The organism is Cupriavidus sp. DB3, from assembly GCF_020418465.1.
In the GTDB taxonomy this organism is placed as follows: Bacteria; Pseudomonadota; Gammaproteobacteria; order Burkholderiales; family Burkholderiaceae; genus Cupriavidus; species Cupriavidus cauae.
Map to the genome: position 1 here is coordinate 1 of NZ_JAIZPL010000006.1, position 15,713 is coordinate 15,713.

The 15,713-nt window shown below is 67.8% G+C and carries 15 protein-coding genes; 13 read left to right on the plus strand and 2 right to left on the minus strand.

What is annotated here, in order from left to right:
• The 4 genes from K7G19_RS19225 to K7G19_RS19240 all read left to right on the plus strand — a co-directional run.
• Nucleotides 1-769: protein-L-isoaspartate(D-aspartate) O-methyltransferase (locus K7G19_RS19225; protein WP_226108653.1), on the plus strand; the 769-nt coding region annotated here is incomplete at its 5' end.
• Nucleotides 770-777: 8 nt separating this feature from the next.
• Nucleotides 778-1,638 carry a peptidoglycan DD-metalloendopeptidase family protein gene (locus K7G19_RS19230; protein ID WP_149319172.1) on the plus strand — a complete coding sequence of 287 codons (861 nt, stop codon included), beginning with the start codon at nucleotides 778-780 and terminating at the stop codon, nucleotides 1,636-1,638.
• Nucleotides 1,639-1,644: 6 nt separating this feature from the next.
• On the plus strand, nucleotides 1,645-2,811 hold the full coding sequence (gene rpoS, locus K7G19_RS19235) for an RNA polymerase sigma factor RpoS (protein WP_149319171.1): 1,167 nt from the start codon (nucleotides 1,645-1,647) through the stop codon (nucleotides 2,809-2,811).
• Nucleotides 2,808-3,650: a 3'-5' exonuclease gene (locus K7G19_RS19240; RefSeq protein ID WP_226108655.1), complete on the plus strand. Its 843-nt coding sequence runs from the start codon at nucleotides 2,808-2,810 to the stop codon at nucleotides 3,648-3,650. Before rpoS ends, K7G19_RS19240 begins: the two co-directional genes overlap by 4 nt.
• 63 nt (nucleotides 3,651-3,713) lie before the next feature.
• Here K7G19_RS19240 and K7G19_RS19245 read toward each other — a convergent pair whose 3' ends face one another.
• The gene (locus K7G19_RS19245; RefSeq protein ID WP_149319169.1) at nucleotides 3,714-4,574 is read right to left on the minus strand and encodes an endonuclease/exonuclease/phosphatase family protein; all 861 of its coding nucleotides are present in this window, start codon (nucleotides 4,572-4,574) and stop codon (nucleotides 3,714-3,716) included.
• A 70-nt stretch (nucleotides 4,575-4,644) separates the two neighbouring features.
• Between K7G19_RS19245 and rlmD the strand changes: the two genes are divergently transcribed.
• Nucleotides 4,645-6,162: a 23S rRNA (uracil(1939)-C(5))-methyltransferase RlmD gene (gene rlmD / locus K7G19_RS19250; protein WP_370639583.1), complete on the plus strand. Its 1,518-nt coding sequence runs from the start codon at nucleotides 4,645-4,647 to the stop codon at nucleotides 6,160-6,162.
• 188 nt (nucleotides 6,163-6,350) lie between these two features.
• Here the strand turns inward: rlmD and K7G19_RS19255 are convergent, their stop codons facing one another.
• Nucleotides 6,351-7,055, minus strand: coding sequence for a Bax inhibitor-1/YccA family protein (locus K7G19_RS19255; RefSeq protein WP_149319167.1), 705 nt, complete (start codon nucleotides 7,053-7,055; stop codon nucleotides 6,351-6,353).
• A gap of 336 nt (nucleotides 7,056-7,391) precedes the next feature.
• Here K7G19_RS19255 and ndk point away from each other — a divergent pair, with 336 nt between their 5' ends.
• The 8 genes from ndk (at nucleotide 7,392) to bamB (ending at nucleotide 15,676) form a co-directional block, all read left to right on the plus strand.
• On the plus strand, nucleotides 7,392-7,817 hold the full coding sequence (ndk, locus tag K7G19_RS19260) for a nucleoside-diphosphate kinase (protein WP_149319166.1): 426 nt from the start codon (nucleotides 7,392-7,394) through the stop codon (nucleotides 7,815-7,817).
• 54 nt (nucleotides 7,818-7,871) lie between these two features.
• Nucleotides 7,872-9,020, plus strand: coding sequence for a 23S rRNA (adenine(2503)-C(2))-methyltransferase RlmN (gene rlmN / locus K7G19_RS19265; RefSeq protein ID WP_149319165.1), 1,149 nt, complete (start codon nucleotides 7,872-7,874; stop codon nucleotides 9,018-9,020).
• Nucleotides 9,017-9,880, plus strand: coding sequence for a tetratricopeptide repeat protein (locus K7G19_RS19270; RefSeq protein ID WP_226108657.1), 864 nt, complete (start codon nucleotides 9,017-9,019; stop codon nucleotides 9,878-9,880). The genes rlmN and K7G19_RS19270 overlap by 4 nt, the downstream gene beginning before the upstream one ends.
• A complete protein-coding gene (locus K7G19_RS19275; protein ID WP_226108658.1) occupies nucleotides 9,873-10,889 on the plus strand; it encodes a RodZ domain-containing protein in 1,017 nt (338 codons plus the stop codon). Before K7G19_RS19270 ends, K7G19_RS19275 begins: the two co-directional genes overlap by 8 nt.
• Before the next feature lie 64 nt (nucleotides 10,890-10,953).
• Nucleotides 10,954-12,240, plus strand: coding sequence for a flavodoxin-dependent (E)-4-hydroxy-3-methylbut-2-enyl-diphosphate synthase (ispG, locus tag K7G19_RS19280; RefSeq protein WP_150084097.1), 1,287 nt, complete (start codon nucleotides 10,954-10,956; stop codon nucleotides 12,238-12,240).
• Between the two features lie 64 nt (nucleotides 12,241-12,304).
• On the plus strand, nucleotides 12,305-13,696 hold the full coding sequence (gene hisS, locus K7G19_RS19285; protein ID WP_226108659.1) for a histidine--tRNA ligase: 1,392 nt from the start codon (nucleotides 12,305-12,307) through the stop codon (nucleotides 13,694-13,696).
• Between the two features lie 65 nt (nucleotides 13,697-13,761).
• Entirely contained in the window at nucleotides 13,762-14,394 is a 633-nt protein-coding gene (locus K7G19_RS19290; protein WP_149319161.1) for a tetratricopeptide repeat protein, read from the plus strand.
• A gap of 112 nt (nucleotides 14,395-14,506) precedes the next feature.
• On the plus strand, nucleotides 14,507-15,676 hold the full coding sequence (gene bamB, locus K7G19_RS19295) for an outer membrane protein assembly factor BamB (protein ID WP_370639584.1): 1,170 nt from the start codon (nucleotides 14,507-14,509) through the stop codon (nucleotides 15,674-15,676).
• The last annotated feature ends 37 nt before the right edge of the window (nucleotides 15,677-15,713 follow it).

A 15,713-nucleotide genomic window follows, 5' to 3' on the forward strand; every position in this document is an offset into this window, starting at 1 on the left:
CGCCGCCGCACCGGTGCCCGCGCCGGCGCCGCCGGGCAGCGCGGTGCAGGCGCGCACCATCGCGGCCAGCGTGGGCGGCGGCGGCATGGCCTCGGACCGCGCGCGCGCCGCGCTGGCCGCGCGGCTGCGCAGCGGCGGCATTCGCGACGAGCGCGTGCTGCAGGCGATCGCCACGGTGCCGCGCCATCTGTTCCTGGAGCCGGGGCTGGCCTCGCAGGCCTACGAGGACGCGGCGCTGCCGATCGGCCATCAGCAGACCATCTCCAAGCCGTCGGTGGTGGCCCGCATGATCGAACTGCTGCGCCATGGCCTGGCGCCCGCGCAGCCGCTCGAGCGCGTGCTGGAGATCGGCACCGGTTGCGGCTATCAGGCCGCGGTGCTGAGCCTGATCGCGCGCGACGTGTTTTCGATCGAGCGGATCCGGCCGCTGCACGAACAGGCCAAGGCCAACCTGCGGGCACTGCGGCTGCCCAATCTGCGCCTGCACTATGGCGACGGCATGCTCGGCCTGCCGCAGGCCGCGCCGTTCTCCTCGATCATCCTGGCCGCGGCCGGCATGGAGGTGCCGGAGGCGCTTCTGGAGCAGCTGGAGGTCGGCGGCAGGCTGATCGCGCCGGTCGCGGTCGCGTCCGCCGGCGCGGACGGGCACAAGCAGGGGCAGGCCGTGACGCAGCAACTGCTGCTGATCGAGCGCCGGAGCCGGCATCGCTTTCACCGCACCGCGCTTGAAGCCGTTTTCTTTGTGCCATTAAAATCGGGCACCACCTGAGTCGAACTATGCACAACACCGTGACTTCGCAACGTCTTATCCGCGCGGGCCAGCTCGCCACCGCCTCGCTGCTGGCAGCCCTGCTGGCCGCCTGCGCTTCCTCGCCGATGCCCGCGCCCGTGATCGACCGCACCGCCGGCGGTACCGGGACCACGATCGCACCGGTCGAGCCCGCGCCCCCCGGCTACTATCGGGTCAAGCGCGGCGATACGCTGTATCGCATCGCCCTCGAGAACGGCCAGTCGTATCGCGATGTCGCGGCCTGGAACAATATCGTCAACGCCAATCAGATCGAGGTCGGCCAATTGCTGCGCATCGTGCCGCCGGGCGCGGACGTCAACGCGGCGACCGGCGTCGCGACGATGCCGGTCGCGCCTGCCGCGGTCCAAGGCCAGCCGCTGGAGCAGGCGGGGCTGCCGCCGGCCACCACGCCGGGCGCGACCGCGCCCTCGGCCGCGTCGGCGCCCGCGGCCGCTGCGCCGATCCCCGGCGCGCCCGCCGACGGCAACATCCAGCTGGCCTGGCCCGCGCGCGGTTCGCTGCTCGGACGCTTCGACGAAAAGGGCAACAAGGGCATCGATATCAGCGGTCAGCGCGGCGATGCGGTGCTCGCCGCGGACGACGGTCGGGTGATTCACGTAGGCCCCTTGCGCGGCTACGGGAATCTTGTCATCATCAAACACAACGAGACTTTTCTTACTGCCTACGGCCACAACGACAAGGTCGTCGTGACCGAACAGGCAACGGTCCGCCGGGGTCAGAAAATTGCAGAGATGGGCAATACCGATGCCGATCGCGTGAAACTGCATTTCGAAGTTCGCAGGAACGGGAAACCGGTCGATCCGATGCGGTATTTGCCGCCACAGTGAGGGTTCATGCCACGCCAGAAAACAGTCTCCTCCGGAACCGTCAGCCGCACCCGTCGTGCCAAGCAACCGGAAGCACGTTCTGGTGTGGCACATCGTGACGGTCAAGCCGATGGCTACGATCACGATCTGGCGGCCGAGCTGATTCCCCTGACCGACGAACCGATCGCGCCCGGCGCGGGCTCGGTCGGTTTGCGCGAGACCGATCTGATGGCCGACGACGGCGACGCGGTCGCGCGCGACGATGACGAAGGCGAGCGCGAGAGCGACGAGGAAGAGGGCGCGACCGAAGCGGTCGCCACCGAGCAGGACGAATTCCGCAGCGCCCTGCATACCGAACTCGCCGCCGATACCGTTCAGCACTATCTGAACCGCATCAGCATCAAGCCGCTGCTGTCGGCTCCCGAAGAACTCCATTTCTCGACGCTGGCCAAGGACGGCGATTTCTCCGCGCGTCAGGTCATGATCGAGCGCAACCTGCGGCTGGTGGTCAGCATCGCCAAGGGCTATCTGAATCGCGGCGTGCCGCTGCTCGATCTGATCGAGGAGGGCAACCTCGGCCTGATGCATGCGATCGAGAAGTTCGATCCCTCGCGCGGCTTCCGTTTCTCGACCTATGCCACCTGGTGGATCCGCCAGAGCATCGAGCGCGCGATCATGAACCAGGCGCGCACGGTCCGCCTGCCGGTGCACGTGATCCGCGAACTCAATCAGGTGCTGCGCGCCAAGCGGCATCTGGAGAAGGGCGGTACCGACGGACGCGATGCCAGTCTCGAGGACATCGCGCATCTGCTCGGCAAGACCCCCGACGAAGTGCAGGACGTCCTCGCACTGAACGAACACACGACCTCGCTCGATACGCCGTTCGATCTCGATCCAGGCTCGAGCCTGCTCGACTTCCTGTCGGACGAACACAATGCCGCGCCGGATCAGGAGGTTGCGCACCGCGAGCTCGAGAACCTGATGAAGCTGTGGCTGGCGCGGCTGTCCGAAAAGCACCGCTATGTCGTCGAGCGCCGCTTCGGCCTGAACCATATCGAGCCGGCCACGCTGGAAGAGCTGGCCGAGGAAATGGGCCTGACGCGCGAACGCGTGCGCCAGATCCAGCAGGAAGCGCTGGTCAAGCTCAAGCGGCATTTCGCTTCGCAAGGGGTGCGCAAGGACGCGGTTCTATGACGCCTGTGCTGGTATTCGACATCGAGACGGTTCCCGATGTCGCCGGCCTGCGCCGTCTGCACGACCATCCGCCGGGCCTCACCGATGCCGAGGTTGCGGAGCTGGCCTTCGCCGCCCGCCGCGAAAAGACCGGCAGCGATTTTCTCCCCCTGCATCTGCAACGCGTGGTCGCGATCTCCTGCGTGCTGCGCCGCACGCAGCGCGACGGCACCGCGCTGTTCCACGTCGGCTCGCTCGGCAGCGAGGACGATGGCGAAGCGACGCTGATCCAGCGCTTCTACGAACTGATCGCGCGCTACAGTCCGCAACTGGTGTCGTGGAACGGCGGCGGCTTCGACCTGCCGGTGCTGCACTATCGCGGGCTGGTCCACGGCGTCACCGCGCCCCGCTATTGGGAAATGGGCGAGGGCCGCGACGACGACAGCCGCGACTTCAAGTGGAACAACTACATCAGCCGCTACCACATGCGGCATCTGGATCTGATGGATCTGCTGGCGATGTACCAGCCGCGTGCCAGCGCCCCGCTGGACGACCTCGCCAAGCTGTGCGGCTTCCCCGGCAAGATGGGGATGGACGGCAGCAAGGTGTGGGAAGCGTTCCAGCAGGGGCAGATCGGCGCGATCCGGGCCTATTGCGAGACCGACGTCGTCAACACGTATCTGATGTACTGCCGCTTCCAGATGATGCGCGGCGGCCTGACGCCACGCGAGTTCGATGCCGAGGTCGAACTGGTGCAGGAATCGCTGGCGGAACTGCCCGGGCCGCAATGGATGGAATATCTGCGCGCCTTCCAGCTGCAGCCGTCCAGCCGCGTGGCCGACGACGAAGACATCGACTGAACAGTCGCGTCGCCGCCAGTTTCTTGCCCCTCGGTTCGTCTCCGCGTTGCTCCCGGTTGTCCCTTATTCAAAGTCCCGCAGCGACAGGAGCACCGGCTGGTGGTCCGATGCCTGCGTGCTGCCGTCGACCTCGCAACGAACCACCCGTTCCAGTAGATCCTCGGTCACCAGCATGAAGTCGCAAGCGAAGGGCGGCTCGTCCCACTGCGCCTTGTCGTAGAGCGCGCAGGTCGGCGCGTGCGGCCGGCCCGGATGCAGATGCAGCCAGGCATCGCGCCACGCCGGCGTGCCGTCGTCGAAGGGCGCGGTCAGGCGCAGGTAGGCGGTGTCACCGGGTTTGCTGTTGAAGTCGCCGCACAGGATGGCGCTGGGTGGACGTGCCTCGGGCGTGAACGGGCCGAAGCGCTGTTCCGCCGGTCCCGGCCTTGCCGCATGCCCGCAGGCCTCGGCATGCCAGGCGCGCAACGCTTCGGCCTGTGCGTTGCGTTGCAGGGCCGAGTAATACTCCAGATGCGTGCAGATGATGCGCAGCCGTTGGGTGCCGGCGATCACGGTCGCTTCCAGCGCAACGCGCGGCATCGATGCGACGGTCGGATCGGCGGGCCACGGCAGCGCATGGCGGAATACCTCGCATACCGGCAGGCGCGTCGCGATCACGTTGCCGAACTGGCGCGGCACGCCATCGGGCCCGAAACGGTCGACGCCTGGCGCGAACAGCAGATGGTAGCCGGGCAGCAGCGCGGCAAGCTCGGCCACCTGGTCCGCGCCCGGGTTGCCCGGCATCTCGCCGAAGCCGCGTGTCACCTCCTGCAGGCACAGCACGTCGAAGTCGGCGAGCGCCCGCAGCGTCGATACGGTGCGGGCGAGATCGACCTCGCCGTCGCAGCCGCGTCCCCACTGGATGTTCCAACTGATCAGTTCCATCGCTTGCCTCCGCCGGGGCGGTTCTGCGCACGATGGCGGCATCGCTGCCGTTCCGTTCGTGCCGGTTCCGATCGCGGCGACTGGTCTACAATCGCGCTTTCGCAAAACAATACGTCAGGTCCCGCTGGTGTCTCAAGCCGTGTCTTCCCCGCAATCCGCCCCTGAGCCGGTGCAGCAACCGGCCGCCTCGCCCGCTCCCAACCGCAAGCGTGGCGGCGCCGCCGCATCGGCCGCCGGCGCCGAGGCCCAGGCCCATCCGACCGTGAAGATCGACAGCCTCGACATGGAGGCGCGCGGCGTGGGACGGCTGGTCAACGAGGACGGGACGCCGGGCAAGGTGATCTTCGTCGAGGGTGCGCTGCCGGGCGAAACGGTGGCCTACCAGAGCTATCGGCGCAAGCCCAGCTACGAGCAGGCGCATCTGGTCGAGGTCCGTGAACCGTCGGTAATGCGGGTGCAGCCCGGTTGCCCGAATTTCGGCGTCTGCGGCGGCTGTTCGATGCAGCACCTCGACGCGCGCGCCCAGCTCGCGATCAAGCAGCGCGTGCTGGAAGACAACCTGTGGCACCTCGCCAAGATACGGCCCGAGATGGTGTTCCGGCCGATTGCCGGACCGGATTGGGGCTATCGCTACCGCGCCCGCCTGACGGTGCGCCACGTGGTCAAGAAGGGCGGGGTGCTGGTCGGTTTTCACGAGCGCAAGAGCAGCTATGTCGCCGACATGACGTCGTGCGAGGTGCTGCCGCCGCATGTGTCGGCGATGCTGGTGCCGCTGCGCGAGCTGGTCGCCGGGCTGTCGATCCGCGACCGCATGCCGCAGATCGAGCTGGCCGTCGGTCAGGATGTCACCGCGCTGGTGCTGCGGATCCTCGAGCCGCTGAACGATGCCGACCGCGACCTGCTGCGGGCCTTCGCCGACCGCCACAACGTGCAGTTCTGGCTGCAGCCCAAGGGCCCGGATACGGTGGTGCCGTTCTATCCGCTCGATCGTGAACTGGCCTATACGCTGCCGGAATTCGGCATCCGCATGCCGTTCAAGCCGACCGATTTCACCCAGGTCAACCATCAGATCAACCGCGTGCTGATCAAGCGGGCCCTGCGGCTGCTCGACGCCCAGCCGGGCGACCGGCTGCTGGACCTCTTCTGCGGCATCGGCAATTTCACGCTGCCACTGGCGACGCAGGGGCGGGAGGTGATGGGCATCGAGGGCAGCGAGGCGCTGACGGCGCGGGCGCTGGCCAACGCCGAATACAACGGGCTGGCGCACAAGGTCGGCTTTGCCTGCCGCAACCTGTTCGAGGTCAGCGCCGAGGACATTTCGGCGCTGGGCCGTTTCGACCGCTGGCTGGTCGATCCGCCGCGGGAAGGCGCGCTGGCCGTCAGCAAGGCGCTGGCCGAGCTGGCGCAGGCTGGCAGCGACGTGCTGCCGGGCCGTATCGTCTATGTGTCATGCAATCCGGCGACGCTGGCGCGCGACGCCGGCCTGCTGGTGCACGAGGCCGGCTACCGGCTGCGCGGCGCCGGCGTGGTCAACATGTTCCCGCACACCTCGCACGTGGAGTCGATCGCGGTGTTCGAGCGGGCCTGATCGGGCGATCCTCCGGGGCGGTTGTCCGGGGCGATGGGGGCGGGCGATGGGGGCGAGCGATGGGCGGCGAGATTGGCCGGGACCATCGGCCCGAACCGCCGGCCCGGGGCCAGCGACAGGGCAACCGCGTGGGGCAATAAAAAAGGGCCGGCATTGCCGGCCCTTCGTCATGGCGGTGAGGCGGTCGCTTATTCGCGGCTGCCGCCGAAGATGCCCAGCAGCGCCAGCAGGTTGACGAAGACGTTGTAGACGTCCAGGTAGATCGCCAGCGTCGCCGTGATGTAGTTGGTCTCGCCGCCGTTCACCACGCGCTGCACGTCGTACAGCATGTAGGCCGAGAAGATGCCGATCGCGATCACCGAGACGGTGATCATCAGCGAGGGCAGCTGCAGCCAGATGTTGGCCACGCTGGCCAGGATCAGCAGGATCACGCCGACGAACAGGAACTTGCCCAGGCCGGAGAAATCGCGCTTGCTGACCGTGGCGACGGTCGCCATCGTGGCAAAGACCGCCGCGGTGCCACCGAACGCATACATGATCAGCGCCGGTCCGTTCGAGAACTGCAGCACCGAGCCGATGATCCGCGACAGCATCAGGCCCATGAAGAAGGTGAAGGCCAGCAGCAGCACGACCCCCATGGCGCTGTTCTTGGTCTTCTCGATCGCGAAGAAGAAGCCGAAGGCGATCGCGAGGAACAGGATCAGCGACAGGCCCGGGCTGGCGGCCATGAAGCTGAAGCCCGTCGCCACGCCGATCCAGGCGCCGAGCACGGTCGGCACCATCGACAGCGCCAGCAGCCAATAGGTATTGCGCAGGACCCGATTGCGGACGGTGACGGCTCCCGCCGTCGCGCCGGCATTGCCGAAACCATAGGTATTCAGCTTGTCGTTCATGATGACTCCTCATTCAAAGGGCGGTGCCGGAAGCGCCGGCGGACACCTCGCCAATGTGGCATCGTCCTTGCACGATTGCAAGTGCAGAGTGATTTATCAAGCACTAAAAATCGCGAAACCGTCGAGGAACGGATGAGGCGCTTACGTTGCCTTGGATCGGCCGGCCGGCCCGGTGTTCCCGTCCCTTTGTCCCATATCGCGGCGACCGTGCGCCGCGATAATCTGCCGGACGCCGCCCCGATCGTTTCGCCGCCGCCGGCTCTCGAAACGATTGGGGTCTCGTGCTAGAATCTTGTGTTTCCCAATTTGGTAACCCCTTCATTTTTCGGAGTTTTTATGGCGATCGAACGCACCCTGTCGATTATCAAGCCGGATGCCGTGGCCAAGAACGTCATCGGTCAGATCTACGCCCGTTTCGAGGCCGCCGGCCTGAAGATCGTGGCCGCCAAGATGGCGCACCTGTCGCGCGGCGAAGCCGAGCAGTTCTACGCCGTGCACAAGGAGCGTCCGTTCTTCAAGGATCTGGTCGACTTCATGATCTCGGGCCCCGTGATGATCCAGGTCCTGGAAGGCGAGAACGCGATCGCCAAGAACCGTGAGCTGATGGGCGCCACCGATCCGAAGAAGGCCGAGAAGGGCACGATCCGCGCCGATTTCGCCGACAGCATCGACGCCAACGCCGTGCACGGCTCCGACGCGCCGGAAACCGCGGCCGTCGAAGTGTCGTTCTTCTTCCCCGGCATGAACGTTTACTCGCGCTGATTGTCTGGCCTGAACCCGGACACTAGACTGCTACCCGAAGCCCCCGCTGCCGTCATGAACGCTCTCGTCAACCTGCTCGATCTGGATGCGGACGGGCTCGCCACGTATTGCGGCGAGCTCGGCGAGAAGCCGTTTCGCGCGCGGCAGCTGCAGCGCTGGATCCACCAGTTCGGCGCCAGCCAGTTCGACGAGATGTCGGACCTGGCCAAGTCGCTGCGCCAGAAGCTGGCCACGCGCGCCGAAATCCGCGCGCCGTCCGTGATCACCGACCACGTGTCGGCGGACGGCACGCGCAAGTGGCTGCTCGACGTGGGCAACGGCAATGCGGTCGAAACGGTCTACATTCCCGAGGAAACGCGCGGCACGCTGTGCGTTTCCTCGCAGGCCGGCTGCGCGGTCAATTGCCGGTTTTGTTCGACCGGCAAGCAGGGCTTCTCGCGCAATCTGACCACCGGCGAGATCATCGGCCAGCTGTGGATGGCCGAATTCGCGATGCGCACCCAGCTGGGGCGCGGTCCGAAGGACGATCGCGTGATCTCGAACGTGGTGATGATGGGCATGGGGGAGCCGCTGCTGAACTACGACCAGGTCGTGCCGGCGATGCGGCTGATGCTTGACGACAACGCCTACGGGCTGTCGCGCCGCCGGGTCACGCTGTCCACGTCCGGCGTGGTGCCGATGATGGATCGCCTGGCCAAGGACCTGCCGGTCGCGCTGGCGGTGTCGCTGCACGCATCGAACGATGCCTTGCGCGACGGGCTGGTGCCGCTGAACCGCAAGTACCCGCTGGCCGAGCTGATGGCGGCCTGCCGCCGCTATCTGGAGTTCGCCCCGCGCGACTTCATCACCTTCGAATACTGCATGCTGGACGGCGTCAACGACGGCGTCGAGCATGCGCGGGAATTGTTGAAGCTGGTGGCCGACGTGCCATGCAAGTTCAACCTGATTCCGTTCAATCCCTTCCCCGAATCGGGGCTCAAGCGCTCGAACAACGAGCAGATCCGGCGTTTCGCCCAGGTGCTGATGGACGCCGGCATCGTGACGACGATCCGCAAGACGCGCGGCGACGATATCGACGCCGCCTGCGGCCAGCTCGCCGCCGAGGGCCGCGTGCAGGATCGCACCCGGCTTGCCGAGCGCGGCCGCTTCGGCAAGATTCCGCCGGTAGTGGCGGCGCCGGGCGGGGAGGCGCGATCTGCATGAGGCGTCTGCCTGCCGGTCTGCCCGCCGTGGTTCTGGCCGGGCTGGCACTGCTGACGGCGTGCCAGTCGACGGGCACATCCGGCACCCGGGCCACCCCGGGACAACAGGCGCCGCAGGCACGGGACGCCAGCCCGACACCGGCGGATGCGCGCGAGCGCGCCGCGCTGCGGCTGCAGCTGGCCACGCAATATCTGCAGGCCGGCCAGGGCGCGATCGCGCTCGATGAGGCCCGGCAGGCGATCGCGCTCGATCCGGCCCTGACCGATGCCTATCACGTCCAGGCGCTGGCGCAGATGGCGCTGCGGCGGCCCGCCGAGGCCGAGCAGAGCTTTCGTGCCGCCCTCTCGCGCCGCCAGGACGACGGCGATCTGCTGAACAACTATGGCTGGCTGCTGTGCGAGCAGGGGCGCTACGCCGAAGGCCTGGCCCAGCTGCAGCGCGCGGTGACGGCCGCGGTGACGGCTTCTTCGTCCGGCGGTGCAGCCAGGATGCTGACCAGCCTGGGCGCCTGCCAGCTGCGCCAGGGCGATCTGGAGTCGGCGCACCGCAGCCTGACCTCGGCGCTGGCCCGGCCGGACACGACGGCCGCCGCGGATTCCGCGGACGCCGCGACCCGGGCCGCCGCGCACACGCAACTCGGGCTGCTGTATTGGAAACAAGGCGATCTGCCGCGGGCCCGCGCCGAGGTGGCGCAGGTCAATGCAGGACGCTTCGCCACTCCGGCATCGCTTTGGCTGGGCGCGCGCATTGCGCACCGCGAGGGAGACGCGGCCGCACAGCAGGCATTGCTGGCGCAATTACATAAGCGCTTCCCGGACTCGCGGGAAAGCGCATACCAACAAGGAGCACGGGATGAATGAGCACGAGCGCGCCGAGGGCCAGGCCGTCTCGACCAATGCGAGCGGCAGCGCCAACGCGGTCGCACAGGAGATCGGCGCGAGCCTGGCGAAGGCACGCGCGGCCCAGGGGCTGTCGATACACGACGTCGGTGCGCGGCTGAAGGTGCCGGCGCAGAAGGTCGATGCGATCGAGTCCGGCAATGTCGACGCCTTGCCCGATCTGACGTTCGCAAAGGGTCTGATGCGCGCCTACGCGCGCCTGCTGCAGGTCGACATCGACGCCTTGCTGGCCCGTTTCCATGCCCAGGCCGCGCCGCCGGCGCCCGAGGTGGCGATCCGCCGCCAGGGCAGCCTCAACGCGAGCTTCGACGACCGCCGGCGCTTTCGCAGCAGCGGCACGTCGGGTACCGGCGGGCGCTGGGTCTGGCTCGCGCTGGTCGCGGCCGTGGTCTGTGCCGGCGCCCTGTTCGGCGTCGACCATGTCAAGCAATGGCTCGATGCACGCGAGCAGCAGTTCACGCAATCCGGCGCGGAAACGGCGGTCGAGACCGAATCGGGCACCTCGGGCACCGTGACCGCGGTGCTGCCGCATGTGATGGGGGGCGCCGCCAGCGAGGCACCGGGCGCGATGAGCGGCGCGGAAGGCGCCACCGGCGGCGCCGCCAGTGCATCCGCCACGCTGGCGACCCCGCTGGCTCCGGTGACCGGTGCGCCGGTCGCGTCCAATGAGTCGGCTGCCACGGCAGCAGCGGCAGCGCCTGCCGCCGCAGCAGCCACGGCTGCGTCGGCCTTCGGCGAACTGCAGCTGCGTTTCAGCGCCCCGACCTGGTATGAGGTTCGCGACGCCAGCGGCAAGGTCGTGCTGGGCGGCACCGCCAAGGCGGGCGATGAGGTCGCCGGCGGCGGCACGGCGCCGTACAAGGTCGTGATCGGCAACGTCAAGGGCGTCGCGGCGATGACCCGCAACGGCGAGCCGGTCGATCTGCAGGCGGCCAACCGCAACAACGTGGCGCGCCTGACGCTGCCCTGATTTATCCGTCGGTCCCCGATCGTTTCCATTCGTCGACCGCACGCCAATGCAACGAGGTAACCCCATGAACGCACAGGCCTGTCTGCCCGTACTGCCCGGATCGCTGCCGCGCCGCCGCACCCGGCAGGCGCGCGTGGTCTGGGGCGACAACGTGGTGACGATCGGCGGCGACGCGCCGGTGCGCGTGCAGTCGATGACCAATACCGACACCGTCGATGCGGTCGGCACCGCGATCCAGATCAAGGAACTGGCGCGCGCCGGCTCGGAGATCGTCCGCATCACGGTCAATACGCCCGAAGCCGCTGCGGCGGTGCCGGCCATCCGCGACCAGCTCGATCGGATGGGCATCGACGTGCCGCTGGTCGGCGACTTCCACTACAACGGCCACAAGCTGCTGCAGGATCATCCGGCCTGCGCGCAGGCGCTGTCGAAGTACCGCATCAACCCGGGCAACGTCGGCCAGGGCGCCAAGCGCGACACGCAGTTCGCGCAGATGATCGAGATGGCATGCCGGCACGGCAAGCCGGTGCGCATCGGCGTCAACTGGGGCAGCCTGGATCAGGATCTGCTGGCGCGCATCATGGACGAGAACGGCCAGCGCGCCGAACCGTGGCCGGCGCAGAGCGTGATGATCGAGGCGCTGATCACGTCGGCGATCGACTCCGCGCGGCGCGCCGAGGAAATCGGCCTGCCGGGCGACCAGATCATCCTGTCGTGCAAGGTGTCGCAGGTGCAGGAGCTGATCGCGGTCTACCGCGAGCTGGCGCGCCGCTGCGACTATCCGCTGCATCTCGGCCTGACCGAGGCGGGCATGGGCAGCAAGGGCATCGTCGCCTCGACGGCGGCGCTGTCGGTGCTGCTGCAGGAAGGCATCGGCGACACGATCCGCATCTCGCTGACGCCGGAGCCGGGCGCGTCGCGCGACAAGGAAGTGCATGTCGCGCAGGAGATCCTGCAGACCATGGGCCTGCGCAACTTCACGCCGATGGTGATCGCGTGCCCGGGCTGCGGCCGCACCACCAGCACGGTGTTCCAGGAACTGGCCGCCAGCATCCAGTCGTACCTGCGCGCGCAGATGCCGGTATGGAAGACCGAGTATCCCGGCGTCGAGGAAATGGACGTGGCCGTGATGGGCTGCATCGTCAACGGCCCGGGCGAGAGCAAGCACGCGAATATCGGCATCTCGCTGCCGGGCTCCGGCGAATCGCCGGCGGCGCCGGTGTTCGTCGACGGCGTCAAGGTGAAGACGCTGCGCGGCGAGCGGATTGCCGAGGAGTTCCAGGCGATGGTCGACGAATATGTGCGCACGCACTACGGGAAGGGCAGCACGGCGGCCAATGTGGGCCGGTGATCGGCGACAGATCGGCCGCTGACCGGCAACGGACCGCCCGCGACCCAGCAACAGAATGACAACCATGAACGCATCCGAGAATCCGGCGCCGTCCAACGGCGCCGCCCAGAACCAGGGCAAGGCCCGCGCACTGCAGGGCGTCAAGGGCATGAACGACATGCTGCCCGCCGACGCCCCGCTGTGGGAGCAGTTCGACCAGGCGGCCCGCGCGATGCTGCGCGCCTACGGCTACCAGCAGATCCGCACGCCGATCGTCGAGCCGACCCAGCTGTTCGTGCGCGGCATCGGCGAGGTCACCGACATCGTCGAGAAGGAGATGTATTCCTTCACCGATTCGCTGAACGGCGAGCAACTGACGCTGCGTCCCGAGGGCACGGCGGCGGTGGTGCGCGCCACCATCGAGCACAACCTGCTGTACGACGGTCCCAAGCGCCTGTGGTACACCGGCCCGATGTTCCGCCACGAGCGCCCGCAGCGCGGCCGCTATCGCCAGTTCCACCAGCTCGGCGCCGAGGCGCTCGGCTTTGCCGGTCCGGATGTCGACGCCGAGATCATCCTGATGTGCCAGCGCCTGTGGGACGACCTGGGCCTGACCGGTGTGCGGCTGGAGATCAATTCGCTGGGCCAGGCCGACGAGCGCGCGGCCCATCGCCAGGAACTGATCAAGTATCTGGAAGGCTTCCAGGACATCCTGGACGAGGACGGCAAGCGGCGCCTGTACACCAACCCGCTGCGCGTGCTCGACACCAAGAATCCCGCGCTGCAGGAGATGGCGGCGAACGCGCCCAAGCTGATCGACTTCCTCGGCGAGGCCTCGCTGGCTCACTTCGAGGGCGTTCAGCGTCTGCTGAAGGCCAACAATATTCCGTTCACGATCAATCCGCGCCTGGTGCGCGGGCTGGACTACTACAACCTGACCGTGTTCGAGTGGATCACCGACAAGCTCGGCGCGCAGGGCACCATCGCCGGCGGCGGCCGCTACGATCCGCTGATCGCGCAGATGGGCGGCAAGTCGGCGCCGGCCTGCGGCTGGGCGATGGGGATCGAGCGGATCATCGAACTGATGCGCGAGGAAGGGCTGGCACGCCAGGCCGACGCGTGCGACGTCTATGTCGTGCACCAGGGCGAGGCCGCGGCGCAGCAGGCGATGATCGCGGCGGAGCGCATGCGCGATGCCGGTTTCGATGTGGTCGTGCACGCCACCGCGGATGGCAAGAGCGGCAGCTTCAAATCGCAGATGAAGCGCGCCGACGCGAGCGGGGCTTCCCATGCCGTTATCATTGGCGAGGATGAACTGGCCGCCGGCGTGGTGCAGGTCAAGGCCCTGCGGGCGGCGGACGGGCAAACCGAGAACAACGGCCAGCAGGCCACGGTGCCCGCCGAGGACCTGGTCGACTATCTGGTCGAATCGATGGTCGCCGGCATGGGTGGCGAGTCCGGCGAAGACCTTCAATGATGACGCAGGCGCGCTGCACGATGCGCGCTTGCCTGACGACAAACCAACGCGGTTGAAACCACGAGATGGCTTACGATCTGGAAGAGCAGGAACAGCTTGAAAACATCAAGGCATGGTGGCGCCAGTACGGCAACTTCCTGACCTGGCTGCTGATTGCCTGCCTGCTGGCCTTCGCGGCCTGGAATGGCTGGAACTGGTGGCAGCGCAAGCAGGCCGGCGAGGCCGCGGTGCTGTACGAGCAGGTGCTGAAGGCCGCCGAGGCGCGCGATGTCGAGCGTACCAAGCGCGCGGCCGGCGACCTCGAGGACAAGTACGGCAAGACGGCCTATGGCCAGATGACGGCGCTGGTCGCCGCCAAGGTGTTGTACGAGGCCGGCGATCTGGCCGGCGCCAAGAGCCAGCTGCAATGGGCGGTCGATCATGGCGACGGTGAGTACCAGCACCTCGCGCGTATCCGCCTGGCCGGCGTGCTGCTCGACGAGAAGGCCTACGACCAGGGGCTGGCGCTGCTCAAGGCCGAGCCGCCGAGCCCGTTCGTCGCGCTGTATGCGGATCGCCGCGGCGACCTGCTGGCGGCGCAGGACAAGCGTGACGAGGCGCGCGCGGCCTACCGCCAGGCGCTCGACAAGCTCGGCGTCGACGAGGCCGGCATGCGCCAGATCATCCAGTTCAAGCTGGACGCCCTGGGCACCGCATAAGCGAGGATGCTGCAGTCGATGCGCCGGCCCGGTCGGTGCATCGAATGCCAGCGAATTTGCCCGACCCGCTCCCACTTCGCTTCCCACCTTTTTTCAGGAACGCAACCAGATGATGTCGATGCCTAACGGCGCTGCCCGGATCTTTCGCCCTGTTCGCTTGACCCAGGCGCTCGTCGTTGCCTGTGCCACCGCCCTGGCTGGCTGCTCGCTGTTCGGCAAGGCCGACAAGAATCCGCCGGCCCAGCTGCAGCCGGTCACGCAGACGCTGACGGTCAAGGAGGCCTGGCGCGCCAGCGTCGGCAAGAGCGGCCCGTATTCGCTGCAGCCGGTCGCGGTCGGCGACAAGGTCTATGTGTCGTCGCACGGCGGCGACGTGATGGCGCTCGACGGCACCAGCGGCCGCACGCTGTGGAAGGTCGACACCGACGTCGACCTGACCACCGGCCCCGGCAGCGACGGCAATGTGACCGCGGTCGCCGGCGAGAAGGGCGTGGTGTTCGCCTTCGACGCCAGCGGCAAGCAGTTGTGGAAGAAGCAGATCAATGGCGAGATCCTGTCCTCGCCGCTGGTTGGCCACGACCTCGTGGTGGTGCGCACTACCGATACGCGCGTGCTGGGCCTCGATGCACAGACCGGCGAACGCCGCTGGATCTACCAGCGCGCGCAGACGCCGCTGAACCTGCGCGCCGCGATGGGCATGGTGTTCGCCGGCGACGGCATCGTGATGGGCTTTCCCGGCGGCAAGCTGGGCGTGCTGGCACCGTCCAACGGCGTGCTGCGGTGGGAGAGCACGATCTCGTATCCGAAGGGCGTGTCCGAGATCGAGCGGCTCAACGACGTGACGGGCCTGCCGATGATCAACGGCCGCCAGGTCTGCGCGACCACCTTCCAGGGCCGCATCGCCTGCCTGGAGCTCGCCAATGGCCAGCCGCAGTGGGGCAAGGACTTCTCGTCGCCGGTCGGCCCGACCCAGGACGACGTGTCGCTGTTCGCCGCCAACGAGCATTCGGTGGTGTATGCCTTCGATCGCCAGAACGGCAACGAGCGCTGGCGCAACGAGCAGCTGCGCAACCGGCCGCTTGGCATGCCGCTGGCGCTGGGCCGCTCGGTGGTGATCGGCGACTTCGAGGGCTACCTGCATTTCCTGTCGCGCGAGGACGGCAAGTTCGTCGCGCGCGTGCGGGCCGGCAGCAGCCCGATCACCGCCGCACCGGTGGTGGCGGGCCAGACCCTGGTGGTGCAGACCCGAGGGGGCGACGTCTACGGCTATATTCCGGATTGAAGCGCTGACCCAAACAGGGACGGCCGCCACCACGGGC

What these genes read in the sequence shown, in the direction of transcription:
- rlmN (WP_149319165.1), top strand. Translation starts at nt 7,872, where the DNA reads ATGAACGCTCTCGTCAACCTGCTCGATCTGGATGCGGACGGGCTCGCC.
- K7G19_RS19245 (WP_149319169.1), bottom strand. Translation starts at nt 4,574, where the DNA reads ATGGAACTGATCAGTTGGAACATCCAGTGGGGACGCGGCTGCGACGGC.
- K7G19_RS19270 (WP_226108657.1), top strand. Translation starts at nt 9,017, where the DNA reads ATGAGGCGTCTGCCTGCCGGTCTGCCCGCCGTGGTTCTGGCCGGGCTG.
- K7G19_RS19255 (WP_149319167.1), bottom strand. Translation starts at nt 7,055, where the DNA reads ATGAACGACAAGCTGAATACCTATGGTTTCGGCAATGCCGGCGCGACG.
- hisS (WP_226108659.1), top strand. Translation starts at nt 12,305, where the DNA reads ATGAACGCATCCGAGAATCCGGCGCCGTCCAACGGCGCCGCCCAGAAC.
- rpoS (WP_149319171.1), top strand. Translation starts at nt 1,645, where the DNA reads ATGCCACGCCAGAAAACAGTCTCCTCCGGAACCGTCAGCCGCACCCGT.
- K7G19_RS19275 (WP_226108658.1), top strand. Translation starts at nt 9,873, where the DNA reads ATGAATGAGCACGAGCGCGCCGAGGGCCAGGCCGTCTCGACCAATGCG.
- K7G19_RS19240 (WP_226108655.1), top strand. Translation starts at nt 2,808, where the DNA reads ATGACGCCTGTGCTGGTATTCGACATCGAGACGGTTCCCGATGTCGCC.
- K7G19_RS19290 (WP_149319161.1), top strand. Translation starts at nt 13,762, where the DNA reads ATGGCTTACGATCTGGAAGAGCAGGAACAGCTTGAAAACATCAAGGCA.
- K7G19_RS19230 (WP_149319172.1), top strand. Translation starts at nt 778, where the DNA reads ATGCACAACACCGTGACTTCGCAACGTCTTATCCGCGCGGGCCAGCTC.
- bamB (WP_370639584.1), top strand. Translation starts at nt 14,507, where the DNA reads ATGTCGATGCCTAACGGCGCTGCCCGGATCTTTCGCCCTGTTCGCTTG.
- ndk (WP_149319166.1), top strand. Translation starts at nt 7,392, where the DNA reads ATGGCGATCGAACGCACCCTGTCGATTATCAAGCCGGATGCCGTGGCC.
- ispG (WP_150084097.1), top strand. Translation starts at nt 10,954, where the DNA reads ATGAACGCACAGGCCTGTCTGCCCGTACTGCCCGGATCGCTGCCGCGC.